The 13,405-nt window shown below is 42.5% G+C and carries 10 protein-coding genes and 1 rRNA gene; 2 read left to right on the plus strand and 9 right to left on the minus strand.

Features of this window, described 5'->3' with window-relative positions; translation table 11 throughout:
* Nucleotides 1–30 precede the first annotated feature (30 nt).
* The 3 genes from P7M01_RS07980 to trmJ all read right to left on the minus strand — a co-directional run bounded on the left by P7M01_RS07980 (nucleotide 31) and on the right by trmJ (nucleotide 2,526).
* Nucleotides 31–1,245, minus strand: a complete 1,215-nt coding sequence (locus P7M01_RS07980) for an IscS subfamily cysteine desulfurase (protein WP_202935924.1) — start codon at nucleotides 1,243–1,245, stop codon at nucleotides 31–33.
* A 10-nt stretch (nucleotides 1,246–1,255) separates the two neighbouring features.
* Nucleotides 1,256–1,720, minus strand: coding sequence for a Fe-S cluster assembly transcriptional regulator IscR (gene iscR, locus P7M01_RS07985; protein WP_202935925.1), 465 nt, complete (start codon nucleotides 1,718–1,720; stop codon nucleotides 1,256–1,258).
* A gap of 62 nt (nucleotides 1,721–1,782) precedes the next feature.
* Complete coding sequence (gene trmJ / locus P7M01_RS07990; RefSeq protein ID WP_317483488.1) at nucleotides 1,783–2,526, minus strand: tRNA (cytosine(32)/uridine(32)-2'-O)-methyltransferase TrmJ; 744 nt, start codon at nucleotides 2,524–2,526, stop codon at nucleotides 1,783–1,785.
* A gap of 182 nt (nucleotides 2,527–2,708) precedes the next feature.
* Between trmJ and suhB the strand changes: the two genes are divergently transcribed.
* On the plus strand, nucleotides 2,709–3,512 hold the full coding sequence (gene suhB / locus P7M01_RS07995) for an inositol-1-monophosphatase (protein WP_202935927.1): 804 nt from the start codon (nucleotides 2,709–2,711) through the stop codon (nucleotides 3,510–3,512).
* A gap of 39 nt (nucleotides 3,513–3,551) precedes the next feature.
* Here the strand turns inward: suhB and P7M01_RS08000 are convergent, their stop codons facing one another.
* Nucleotides 3,552–5,357, minus strand: coding sequence for an ATP-binding protein (locus P7M01_RS08000; protein ID WP_317483489.1), 1,806 nt, complete (start codon nucleotides 5,355–5,357; stop codon nucleotides 3,552–3,554).
* 137 nt (nucleotides 5,358–5,494) lie between these two features.
* Between P7M01_RS08000 and P7M01_RS08005 the strand changes: the two genes are divergently transcribed.
* Entirely contained in the window at nucleotides 5,495–7,021 is a 1,527-nt protein-coding gene (locus tag P7M01_RS08005; RefSeq protein WP_317483490.1) for a family 20 glycosylhydrolase, read from the plus strand.
* Nucleotides 7,022–7,115: 94 nt separating this feature from the next.
* On the opposite strand, the gene P7M01_RS08010 is transcribed toward P7M01_RS08005, so the two are convergent.
* From P7M01_RS08010 to rrf, 5 genes are all read right to left on the minus strand, one after another.
* Nucleotides 7,116–7,409, minus strand: a complete 294-nt coding sequence (locus P7M01_RS08010; RefSeq protein ID WP_202935930.1) for an HmsD — start codon at nucleotides 7,407–7,409, stop codon at nucleotides 7,116–7,118.
* 1 nt (nucleotide 7,410) lies between these two features.
* On the minus strand, nucleotides 7,411–8,640 hold the full coding sequence (pgaC, locus tag P7M01_RS08015) for a poly-beta-1,6-N-acetyl-D-glucosamine synthase (protein WP_317483492.1): 1,230 nt from the start codon (nucleotides 8,638–8,640) through the stop codon (nucleotides 7,411–7,413).
* A gap of 10 nt (nucleotides 8,641–8,650) precedes the next feature.
* Nucleotides 8,651–10,444, minus strand: coding sequence for a poly-beta-1,6-N-acetyl-D-glucosamine N-deacetylase PgaB (gene pgaB / locus P7M01_RS08020; RefSeq protein ID WP_317483493.1), 1,794 nt, complete (start codon nucleotides 10,442–10,444; stop codon nucleotides 8,651–8,653).
* A 30-nt stretch (nucleotides 10,445–10,474) separates the two neighbouring features.
* Nucleotides 10,475–12,874: a poly-beta-1,6 N-acetyl-D-glucosamine export porin PgaA gene (pgaA, locus tag P7M01_RS08025; protein WP_317483494.1), complete on the minus strand. Its 2,400-nt coding sequence runs from the start codon at nucleotides 12,872–12,874 to the stop codon at nucleotides 10,475–10,477.
* A gap of 262 nt (nucleotides 12,875–13,136) precedes the next feature.
* A 5S ribosomal RNA gene (gene rrf / locus P7M01_RS08030) occupies nucleotides 13,137–13,252 on the minus strand.
* Between the last annotated feature and the right edge of the window lie 153 nt (nucleotides 13,253–13,405).

Below are 13,405 nucleotides of genomic sequence, written 5' to 3' on the forward strand. Positions count from 1 at the left end.
TAACAATAAACGTTGTCGCTAACCCTGATTTTAGTGGGCGGACCATTCGATTTTGGACATGTCGACGCCTTCTTTGAACATATCCCATAAAGGCGATAATTCTCGCAATTTTTTGACCGCACTTTTCACCAATTCGATGGTGTAATCAATTTCTTCTTCCGTGGTGTAACGGCCGACGGTGAAGCGGATTGAACTGTGCGCCAGTTCATCGTTTAAACCCAAAGCGCGCAACACGTATGAAGGTTCAAGACTGGCCGAAGTACAGGCGGAACCGGAGGACACGGCGATATCGCGCAATGCCATCATTAAGCTTTCGCCTTCCACATAATTGAAGCTGATGTTCAAATTGCTATCCACGCGATGTTCCATCGAACCGTTCACGTACGTTTCTTCAATGTCTTTCAAACCGTTGTACAAACGGTCGCGTAACGCTTTTAAGCGCGGCATTTCCGTCGCCATTTCTTCTTTGCAAATGCGGTATGCTTCGCCCATGCCTACAATTTGGTGAACAGGCAATGTGCCCGAACGCATGCCGCGTTCGTGACCGCCGCCATGAATAATGGCTTCCAAACGAATACGCGGTTTACGTCGAACATATAATGCGCCGATGCCTTTCGGTCCGTATAATTTGTGTCCGGACATGGAAAGCAAATCCACCGGCAATTCTGCCAAATTAATGGCGATTTTGCCCACGCTTTGGGTGGCGTCTACGTGGAAAATGATTTTGTGTTCGCGACAAATTTCGCCAATCGCCCGAATATCCTGAATCACGCCGATTTCGTTATTGACGTGCATAATTGACGCTAAAATAGTATCCGGACGAATCGCCGCTTTAAATTCTTCAAGATCAATTAAACCGTCGGATTTCGGCGATAAATACGTTACTTCAAAACCTTCGCGTTCAAGCTGACGACAAGTATCCAACACCGCTTTGTGCTCGGTTTTGCAGGTGATAATGTGTTTACCTTTGGTTTGATAAAAATGCGCCGCGCCTTTGATCGCCAAGTTATCCGATTCCGTCGCGCCGGAAGTGAAAACGATTTCCCGGCTGTCCGCACCGATTAAATCCGCGATCTGGTTGCGGGCGATATCCACCGCTTCCTCTGCCTGCCAGCCGAATTTATGGGAACGGGACGCCGGATTCCCGAAGGTTCCGTCAATTGTCAGATAATCCATCATTTTTTTTGCAACGCGTTCATCCACAGGGCAAGTTGCCGCATAATCTAAATAGATTGGTAATTTCATTTTATTTCTCTTAACTGTTTACAACTAATAAATTATCAAAATCCACATGGGCTTCACGGTGTTTTTGTTTGCCGTGATGTTTCTTAACCAATTCCGCCAGAGTAATTTTATCTAAAAAATCTTCGATCCGATGACTCAATTCCGCCCACAGCGAATGCGTTAAACATTCCGTTCCGTTCTGGCAGTTGCCTTTGCCCAGACATTTGGTAACGGTAATGTTTTCATTTACCGCGGCAATAATCATGCCGATAGAAATTTTATCCATGGAATGCCCGAGCTGATAACCGCCACCCGGCCCGCGCACGCTTTTCACTAATCCGTGACGACGCAATTTGGCAAAAAGCTGTTCCAAGTAGGATAACGAAATATGTTGTCGTTCCGAAATATCGGACAGGGTTACGGGTCCGTCCGTGCCGAACAAGGCGATATCCAAAATTGCGGTGACGGCGTATCGACCTTTTGAAGTTAATTTCATGTCACTTTCCTTTTAAATTGAGTAAGGTTAGTTTACACATAACCAACCAAATTAATCAACTATTATTCTTTATAAAAAATTAAACGTTTTTCTACCGCACTTAGCATGCCGCGCAGAATATTAAGTTCGTTTTTTTCCACGTCCGCGCGCTGATATAAGCGCCGCAATTTCTGCATAACCGCTTGATTTTGAATAAAATCCAACTGCGTATACAAGCGTTCGACATGTTGATAAAAATATTCCAGCTCCTGCGCGGTCGCTAACGGATTCGGCGTTTGATTCATCTTTTCTATCGCAGAAAAAGGCGCTTTTTGCATCTTTAAATAAGCCATTCGCAACTCGTAACAAACCAACTGCACCGCCATTGCCAAATTTAAAGAGGAATAATCCGGATTGGCGGGAATGGTCAGATGATAGCGACATTTCAGCAGCTCATCATTAGTTAACCCGACACGTTCACGTCCAAAAACGATAGCAATTCGACCGCACTTTGCCGCCGTTTCTATCGCCTTTTCACCGCATTCGCGCGGCTCAATCAGCGAACTCGGTAAATGCCGCAATCTCGCGCTGGTGCCAATTACCAACGAACAATCCGCCACCGCTTCATCAAAAGCGGAAACCACCGCCGCATTTTTTACCACGTCCTCGGCTCCCGCCGATAATGCGATCGCTTGTTCATCAATCGAACATTTTGGGGAAACCAAACAAAGGTTCATTAATCCCATAGTTTTCATCGCTCTGGCGGCAGAACCGATATTGCCGGAATGAGAAGTCTCCACCAACACAATGCGAATATTATTTAACATATTATTTACATTCAAAGTAAAAATTGTGGTTATTCTACCATAATAACCTTGAAAGTTAGTCAGTTTTTTTCATTTTTTTCGGTAGAATTCAAAACAAAAAGTCTCTATAATGTTTCACCGTTTATATGAGCGGATTTCCCGTCCGCAATCGTTCTTTTCACAATCTATCCGATGGACAATTTATGAACCCAATGTTAAATATCGCTATTCGTGCGGCGCGAAAAGCGGGCAATGTAATTGCTAAAAGTTACGAACGCCGTGATGATATTCAAACCAGCGCTAAAGGCCCTAACGATTATGTCACCAATGTGGATAAAGCGGCGGAAGCCGTGATTATTGAAACGATTCGCGCTTCTTATCCTGACCATACCGTCGTAACGGAAGAAAGCGGCGCGTTAGAAGGTAAAAACACCGATATTCAATGGGTGATTGATCCGTTAGACGGCACCACCAACTTTATTAAAGGTTTTCCCCATTTTTCCGTTTCTATCGCCATTCGTGTGAAAGGCCGCACAGAAGTGGGCGTGGTATACGATCCGATTAAAAACGAACTGTTCACTGCGGTACGCGGCGAAGGCGCCAAATTCAACGAACTTCGCTTACGCGTGCCGGAACGTCGCGATTTACAAGGCGCGGTATTAACCACCGGATTTCCGTTCAAACAACCGAAATTTATGCCGATTCAGTTTGCTATGATGAGTGCGTTATCCGCCGAAGCGGCCGATTTCCGCCGTACGGGTTCCGCTGCGTTAGATTTGTGTTATGTCGCCGCCGGTCGGGTAGACGGTTTCTTTGAAATGGGCTTAAAAGCCTGGGATATCGCCGCCGGTGAACTTATCGCTCGCGAAGCCGGCGCTTTGGCTTGCGACTTCAATGCCGGCCATCAATTCTTAAAAGAAGGTCACATCGTAGTAGCTTCGCCGCGTGTTGTAAAAGCGATTTTAAGTCTGATTCAACCTTGCTTAGGCAATGAATTCAACGCATAAAAAACGAGGAGCCTTTCGGCTCCTTGATTATTTTCATCGTTATTCCGCTTCCGCAAGCCAGTTCTGTAAATATTGCAAACTTCGATTTTCCGCCGTATCCAGTTCTGCCATTCGTGCAGATAATTTGGCTTCCCAATCCGCCGCTTCACCATGCTGAATATGGTCCGCCAGCAGCTGTACTTTATGCAATCCCAAACTGCCCGCCGCGCCTTTTAATTTATGCGCCGCCTGGCAAAGTCGTTCTTTCATTTGCGCATCCGGTTGCGCGCAAAACTGTTGATAGACGGAACGAATATCCAACTCTGCGTGCCGCGCCTGCCGGTAATGGGCGAGATTTTGCCGATACGCCGCCCGACCAATCACGGACGTTAATTCGTTGATATGGGAAAAATCGATATCCTCCGCATAAGCCGGATCAAAATCTTGCTCAAATTTGACCGCACTTTTTACTTGATCCAGGCTCGATTTTTCCGCCGCAATCGTCGAATCATCAAAATATTGCGCCAGGCATTCCGTTAATGCCGTCACGGAAAGCGGTTTGCGCAATACGTCGTCCATGCCTTTCACCTGAAATACGGATTTATCCTGCATGACATTGGCGGTGAGCGCCACCAACGGCGGCAAATAATCATAAACGCCGTCTTCATAATTGCGCCGCAGAAAATGCGCCACTTCAAAACCGGACATGTCCGGCAGCTGAATATCCAGCAACACCAAATCGTAATCATGTTGCTCGAATTTATCGATGGCTTCTTTGCCGCTCATCGCTACGTCCACATGATGGCCTAATTTTTCCAGCAAGGATTTCGTCACCAAAATATTGAGCTCAATATCTTCCACCAACAAAACGTTCAGGTTGGAAATAACGGGCGTTGCGAAAGTTGCATGAGATTCCGCCAGCGGCTCCGCTTCAATGGTCAGCACGAAAGTCGAGCCTTTGCCCAACTCACTGGAAACCGTTAAATTGCCGTTCATCAGATTGGCGATATTTTTCGAAATGGATAAACCGATGCCGCTGCCCGCCGCTTTATGTTTGTTTTCGACCTGATAATACAGACCGAAAATTTTGGTCAGTTCATCACGGGGAATTCCCTGTCCCGTATCGCTGACGGAAAACTGAAAACCGTTCGCTGAAAGACGTTGAATATTCAACGTCACTTTCCCTTTTTCAGTGAATTTCACGGCATTGCTGATCAGATTCCATAAAATCTGATTCAGACGAGTCGCGTCGATCAACAGAAAGTGCGGTAAATCCGGCGAGGTTTTTAATTCGAAGGTAAGATTTTTCTGTCCCGCTAAAAATTGTGCAATATGATTAATATCGTTGATAAAACTGAAAAAATCCGTTTCTTTTTTATACAATTCCAATTTGCGCGAATCGATTTTTTCAAGATCGATAACGTCGTTAAAAATGTTGCCTAAAGAGACCGCACTGACATTAATGGTATTCAGATAATTTTTCTGTTCGTCGGTTAACGGCGTATCCAGCAAAATTCGGGTTAATCCTACAATGCCGTTTAAGGGTGTGCGCAGTTCATGGCTGATGGTCGCCATCAGATCCGTTTTATCGCGAATCAGCTGCGCCAAATCTTGCCGGGACAATTCCAACTTTTCCACCAAGACCGTGAAGAAATAAATCACAAACGGCGCTGAAATCAAACCGAAAATAATAGAATAGCCCAAACTTTCCCAATGAATTTTGCCAATCACGATAAAGCTCAGAATAATATGCGTAAGCAAGGCAAAAGCCGCCAGAATCAAAAATCCCAGCACGGAAAATTTTACGCGACCGAGTTTGATTACCCAGTCAATATAACGCTGTGTAAAGTGTCTGACATTTTTCATAAAATCATTTTCACGAAGCCGTTTCGATAAATAAAGTTGAACTATTCTAACAAAATTTTATCTACAATTAGTAAGGACTTTATCGCCTATACCTTAAATCACTTCATAACAACGTTAAAACCAGGATGATAATAAACATGTCGGATTCTTCGCGTAAAGCCAGAAACCCTCTAATTTTAGCCGTATTGATAGGACTTGGATTTCATTCGTTCCCCGTGCAAGCCGTTGATGATGACAGCGCAATTTTACAGCTTCACCAGGCTTTTCAGCCTACGGAATCGACACTCAATAAAGAAACGGGACTGGCGCTAGACATTGCCCGCCATTTTTATCCCGCCGAAGTGATTAAAGCGTTTATTGACACAATTCATAATGCGGGCGGAACATTCCTGCATCTGCATTTTTCCGATCATGAAAATTATGCCTTGGAAAGCGCCGTGTTAAATCAACGCGCCGAAAACGCCACGCAGGATCAATACGGCGTCTATATTAACCCGAAAACCCATAAACCGTTTTTAAGTTACGCCCAACTGAAAGACATCACGGATTACGCCAAAAGTAAAAATGTTGAATTGATTCCCGAATTAGACAGTCCTAACCACATGACGGCGATTTTTGATTTGCTGGAAAAAGAACACGGAAAACCTTATGTGCAAAAGATCCGTTCCAAGTGGACCGAAGAAGAAATCGACATCACCAATCCTGACAGCATTGCCTTTGTCAAATCGCTGATAACGGAAGTGGTTGATATTTTCGGTGACAGCAGCCGGCATTTTCATATCGGCGGCGATGAATTCGGCTACGGAGTAGATAATAATCACGAATTTATTAATTACGCCAATACGCTAGCCAAATTTCTTCAGGAAAAAGGGCTGAAAACCAGAATTTGGAATGACGGATTAATTAAAGCCACCATCAATCAACTCAACCCCGATATTCAAATTACTTACTGGAGTTATGACGGCAATCCGCAGGACGAACGGGAAGCGCAACGTCGTCGAAAAATCCGCATGAGCATGCCGGAATTAATAGAACGCGGTTTTTCGGTTCTCAACTATAACGCCTATTATTTGTACTTCACGCCGGAAGAGGGCGCCGCCACCTCCCATGACAGCAATTTTGCCACGAGAGATGTGCTGAAAAATTGGGATTTAACCATCTGGGACGAGCAAAACCCGCAAAATAAAATCAAAGATCCGCATAAAATCATGGGATCGGCACTCTCCATCTGGGGCGAGCATGCCGGTTCGCTGCAAAGCGATTCCATTCAAAAATATACGGCGCCGTTACTAACGGCAATTATTTACAAAACCAAAGCGGCGAACAACCATGACGAAACGAACCGACGTCTGCGTTTATTAACGGAAAACGATTTTGCCTCATTGGACAGCACAACCTATATCGACTTGTTGCAGCTTAAAAATCATGCGTTTATTGCCTTGAAAAACAATCGGCAAACCGTCCGTTTATTACAGGAAAACAAACTGCCCGAACGGAAAATTACTTTCTGGCTCAACGGTTCGGATAAACAGAAAATCCAATTAAATCCCCATTGGCGGAAAACGGACCACGTTCAACAGCGGGACGGTAAAGATTATCAGGCTTATGATTATCAAGGCAATACGTTGTGGCTGGATAAAACGATCGAAATTTCCGACCCCTAATTGAACAAAAGTGCGGTAAAAAANNGAATTTTTTACCGCACTTTACCGAAACCTTGATCACAAAAGGCACAATTTCTTGTGCCTTTTCCGTTAATCAGTTCTGATGATGAAGAACCAAGCGTTTTGACGGTTTTGCAATAAACGACCAAACAATTGCAATCACCAGCAATGCCACCGAGCTTGCGAACATAAATACGACAATGTCTGCGAAAAAGTAATGTTCAAAAACCGGATTGGTAAAAATCTTTTGCGAATACCGGATAATCGCATAAACGGTATATCCCCACAAAGACCAGGTTACCAGGCTTAATAACATACTTTTCAGAATCAAAGCCAACGGCAATTCTTTTGTTTGTTTTTTAATAATCATTAATTTTTGCAGTTCCAATTCATACCCCTCTATCAGGACTTGTCCAGACGGCCAACTTGGACTTGTTTCTAAAAATCGCCTTCGGAATCCCGAAAACGAGCGTCAACATATTCAGTAACCAATACACGTACGGATACCAAATACAATATAAAGAATAACGAAATAACCCTTTCTCATAGCGGCTATCAATATACAAACTGAACATGTACTGCCAGAAGAAAGAGAAAAACAATACCGTCATCAGCACCCGAAATACGGATACTTCAAACGTCCCTTGAGTAATTTGAAGATAAGTATTGATGCATAATACCGCAATAAGCGCATACGCCCAGATTGCAGTGACGAAATATTCCAGATACATCGGCCATAAACGACGGTTTTTAAAACGCCAAACCACCGGAAAATATTTCAGAATCGTTTCAGCTCCGCCTTGTGCCCAACGTAAACGTTGTTTAAAAAGCCCGCTAATTGTTTCAGGCATAAGCGTCCAACACAAAGCGCGGGGTTCGTAAATTATATTGTATCCCGCCGTTTGCAGCTTCCAGCTGACATCAATATCTTCGGTGATCATATTGGTACTCCAACCGCCGATTTTTTGCATGGCTTCCGCTTTGAACAGGCAACATACGCCGGACACGGTAAAAATAGTTCCCATCACGCTTTGCGCGCGTTTAATCAGGCCGATAATGGAGCTGAATTCCGAAGTTTGTAAACAGCCTAAAATCGTACTACGGTTACGCACCCGCGGATTCCCCGTCACCGCGCCGTATTGCGGATTAGATTCCAACGCCTGAACCATGTAATCCACAGCATGGTAATCCAGAACGGCATCGCCGTCGATACAGCCGACATATTTGCCTTTGGCGACGGTTAAACCGTGATTTAAGGCGCTCGCCTTACCGGCATTCTCTTGATGTAACGCAACGATGCGGCTGTCTTTTTGCGCCCAGCGGTCGATAATTTCGCCTGTCGCATCCTTACTGCCGTCGTTAATGAAAATAAGCTCGAATTTCGGATATTTCAACTTGAGTAAATAAGGAATGGCGTCATCCAGATTATCGGCCTCGTTATAACAAGGTATCATAATAGAAACCATCGGCACGTCCGCCATATCCATTCGAGCGAATTCCGGTTCCTGCAATTTTCCTTCAATAAAAAAGTAATAATAACCCGCCGCAATGGTCCAATAAACCGCCATCAGAGCGGGATACATAAATAACGTTGCATTTAATACATCAAACCACGACATAATTCGCCCCTTATTTCAATCCGATATTGGTATTTATTGAAAAGTGCGGTCGGATTTTTTGCAGTTTTGGTTGATCGGTCTGGAAATTGTCCGGATAGTAGCCAAAATTGTAAATTTTGTTTTCATTCTGGAGCACCTCCATCCAATCCGACAACTCATCATCCGGCACGGCTTGTTGAGTTCGCGCGTCCACGGCTTGTAATTCAAAAGCGAGTTTATCCTTTGCAATATACGGCGTCGTACTTTTCACTACATCGTCCACCCAATTTTTTGCTTCCCGTTTGGAAAACTCGGAATGATGCCGATAAGGGGCGGTTGATACCAGCACGGTGTCATAATATTTAGCGAAACTCGCTAAACGCCGTGTAAATTGCGTTTCATTCTGAGACGATAAATTTAACGGCGCCGAAATCATGCCGGTCGTTTTAAAATATTCACTTCCCCACAATACATAAGGCGACATGACTTTTTTCACTTCGTCGGTTATTTTAAATAAAGCCGAAATATTTTGTTCGCCCTTTTCAATAACCTGATCATCGGTGAATAAAATACCTTTAAATTTAGCGTAAAGCGATAAATCCTGATAAACGGATTTAATCATCTCCGTTTTATGTGAATCCGCATTTGTTAAATCAAAAGCCGAAACCGGCAGCCAGACGTAAGGAGAAACATTGAGTCTGGTTTCCAGAATCCAGGCAACTCGACTGAACAGATCAGCCCGCACGGGTAAATATTTGTTAGGAAAATACAATGCCTCTGCAATACCGTCATTATTTACATCCGAGAAAGCCTGAATATAAACTCTTGAAACACCTTGTCGATGAATGCGTTCAATAATTTTATCCAGATTTTTACCCTGTTTTATCGGATCAGGATCATAAACGTCATCCAGCTTAATTCGCAAAGAACGTTGCACCGACAATGATTCATTCTTATTTTTCAAGTAATTCGCAATAGTCTCGATCGAAGTTTCAGTATCCAGCAATAATCGGCCTAAATGAAATTGTTCGGGCGTATTCGTTTTTGTATCGACAAGCGACATATGCACTTCAAAACCCACTTCTTTCGCAATATCCGCTGCGGTTGCCGTAAAGTGACCATAAGGCCAAACCATGGCGCGAGGCGCCACGCCTACATTTTTTTTCAATAAATCATAAGAACGCTGGAAATCTTTACGCAACTTATTCTTATACTCCGTTGACGTTTCATACTGACCGTTACGATAGGCCGGCGCAATAACAGCCGGTAAGCTGCTGCCTGCCGGATTGGCGTTGATTCCGTGGTGAAGATCATTGGTGTGAGACGCCATTTCAATCAACCCGCTCGCCTGCATTTCACGCAGTTGCTGCCATGTAACGAACTCGTTACGATTCAATTTTTGATTACCGTAAGAAATTTTCCGGTTATTCGGAGTATTAACCCAATCCGTGACTATGGCATACACGGCAGGATAGTTATAAGCTTTCAGGAGCGGATAAATCACGTTATAAAAACTTTCATAACCATCATCAAAAGTTAACAGTACGGCTTTATCCGGCAGCGGATGTCCGCCGTTTCGGGCATCCATGATTTGTTGCAGGCTAACCGGTTTATATCCGTTATTTCGTAACCAGTTGAAATGCGTAATTAATGTCTGAGCAGAAATAGTTTGTGGAAAATATTGTTGATGTTTATTCGGAACACTTTCGTCAATTACATTATGGTAACAAAGAATACCTAAATGCTCGTTTAATGCAAAAGCCGGTATATTTAAAAGTAATAAAACAATTAAATACCCAAAATTTTTTATATACTTTTTAAACATATAAACCCTTAGAAAGAAATGCTATAAAAATTAAAAAGAAGCGGATAAATTCAGATTAATAAAATTATTAAATTCAGGCGCTCCATCATAAATGGATCTTTTTCGACCGATATCATAAGAAATACTTAAACGTCTACCTAAATGCCATTCCTGACCATAGGCGATAGACCAGGTTTCACTACTCTCGAAATTATCCTGCCAGTAATAACCCGCCCCGCCTTTAATATGATGCGTTAAAGTAATACGGTGATCAAACGGTTGGAAATAAGACAAATCCAAATTTCCTTCTGCAGAACGACTCTTTGACGGATTATAATAATATGCCCCGGAGATATCTTTATTGCGTTCATAGGAAGCAAACAAACTGCCGTCTAAATTCCAGCGATTGTATTTAAATAAATTAAAATTCGACCAAATAGACAAATCTTTACGTAAGTTTCCATCGTCAAATTTCATTAGGGAAACATTACTCCCGACTTCGAATCGATTTGAATATTTATAACTGGCTGAAAAATCCAGCTCCTTAGTATATACATCTTGATATAGTGCCTTCACCGGTGTATTGGCGCTATTTAAACCGCCTCGTATGCTAAAATTCCAATGCTGATTTAAACGATACTGGATATTAGCCGCAAAATAAGCTTTATCGTTTAACTTAATCCCCTTGCCCGCTTCGGCCGTTATAATAACGGGATAAAAATTCGCTTCAATCCCGGCGCCAATACGTTGCTGTTCAAGTTTTAAACCGTCATCGGGTGATTTAGTTATAAGGTAATGAACAAATGCATTATGTCCGTCATCCGTTTTAGGCGAGTAAAGATAATATTCCTGATTACTTTCATTCTCTCCGGCCGGAGAAGTGCGGTGAGAAATTCCCCCGGATGCAACTAACCGAGCGGATTTTGCTTGTTCATATTGTTCTAAAAAAGACGTAACATTTTCTTTTTGTTCTGTTGACCAATTATTGACTATACCACTCGCAGTTTTCCAATCATTTACGGATAACGCCACATTCGCTTTCGCAACTTCGACCCAAATCGGTTCGCCCGGTAAAAATTCCTGAGCTTTCTCAATCCAGTTTAACGCATCATCCGAATGATCCCGCGCACTTTCCAGCTCTGCTTTAGTCAACATCACCCATCCGTCTCCGGGAGTAAGCGATAATCGCTCATCGACCAATTGCATTGCACCCGATAAATTCCCTTTCGCCGCCTGTAAATTCACTTTGCTGGAAAAATAATTACCATAATCGGGATTTTCTATTTTTCTCGAACGGGTAAAGTCCATCACATAAAGCGGCATTTCTGCCATTCCGGATTCTAAATAATTCTGCGCTTCCGAATATTTAGCCGCATCAGTTAGTGCGTTAACAATTTTTAATTGTAAAGAAAACGGGACTTTCTGTTTTTGTGCAAAATAACTTTGTTCGATTTCACGATACAGATCAAGCGCTAAAAAAGGCGAACCCGAGGCCAATAAAGAATCCGCATAAGATTCTTTTACATAATTCGGTATAACTTGCTCCGATTCTTGCAAAAGAATATAGTTTTTTTCAACATAATCGGTATTATTCAGCTTAGAGGCAACAACCACCATATCCTGTAAAGATTGTTGTTTAACAGGACTGCCTTCAGGTGCTTTGCTATAAGCTTCTTCGAGATTCGAATAAGCTTCCTTTAATTGCCGCCGATTAGGAATATTTTTTACCGTTCGAACGGCATCATCATGCAAGAACCATAATTTATCGGTTTCATTAAATAAATCCGGATAATCGGAAATAAGTTTTTCTTGAAGAGGTGAAATATTTAATTGAGCCGCAACGCGATATAATTTTTTCGCTGATTCAATATCATTCGGATTTTTAACTAAATTATTACTTAGTCGATGTAATTTGGAGGTTAAAGATTCACTACTCTCTAATAAATATAAATCGGCTTGCTTATATTCGTTATCAATACCGAATTTTCGTTTATATTGAGAAAGATATTTTTGAGAATCGTCGAAATGAGATATATCGGTATTAACCAAAGATAATCCTAATAATCCATTAGGATTTTTAGGCGAAACTCGTGTTAATCGATCATAAAAAGATAAAGATTGCTGAAATTGTCGTTCGTTTCTCGCCGCTTTAGCTAAAACTTCCAATTCATTTTCGGACAATTCGTCTAATCGACAATGACGACAAACGGCTAAAGCCTCTTTAAATTGATTTTGTCTGACTAAAAGAGTAATCAGATCATCACGAACCTTATGATCATGCGTATTCCGGTATAAATCCGCAAGCTGTTTTGTTCCTTCGACCAATTGCGCATCACCCAACCGGGAATAGCGAATAATATCCTCTCGTTGTTCATCTATCGGAGAACTTACCGCATTTTGAGCGCACAAAGCTCCGCCCATAAGGAAAGCTAATACACCGACCTTATTCATTAAATAACCCCAAAAAATAAAAAAGTAAATAACAAGTCCATTAGCCAATTCATTTATCAAATAATTGTCTAATGAATAATTTTATAGTTAATAATATTATCACAGATGAAATTAAAAGAGTATAACCCAAAAGAAACGTTCACACTTTTGATAAAATAAAAGAAGAAATTCGCAACGAATTAACCCGGCAAAGAATGTTAATTATCGAAAACACAAAAACCCCGGCTCATTTCTGAACCGGGGTTTCCTTCGCTAAAATAAAACCTGGCGGTGTCCTACTCTCACATGGGAAATTCCCACACTACCATCGGCGTTACGGCGTTTCACTTCTGAGTTCGGCATGGGGTCAGGTGGGACCTCCGCACTCTCGCCGCCAGGATAATTCTGTCTCCCCACACGCCAAAGTGCGGGCGATTTTTTCAATGTTTTTTGCTTTCGCGTTTTCGCTTTACGCTTTACGCTTTTGCGCTTTTAACGTCTTAGCTTTTTAACTTTTCCGCTTTGCGCTTTCGCTTTCGCGTCTTTCTCTCT

Origin of the sequence: Exercitatus varius (genome assembly GCF_029577735.1) — a bacterium.
GTDB classification, from domain to species: Bacteria; Pseudomonadota; Gammaproteobacteria; order Enterobacterales; family Pasteurellaceae; genus Exercitatus; species Exercitatus varius.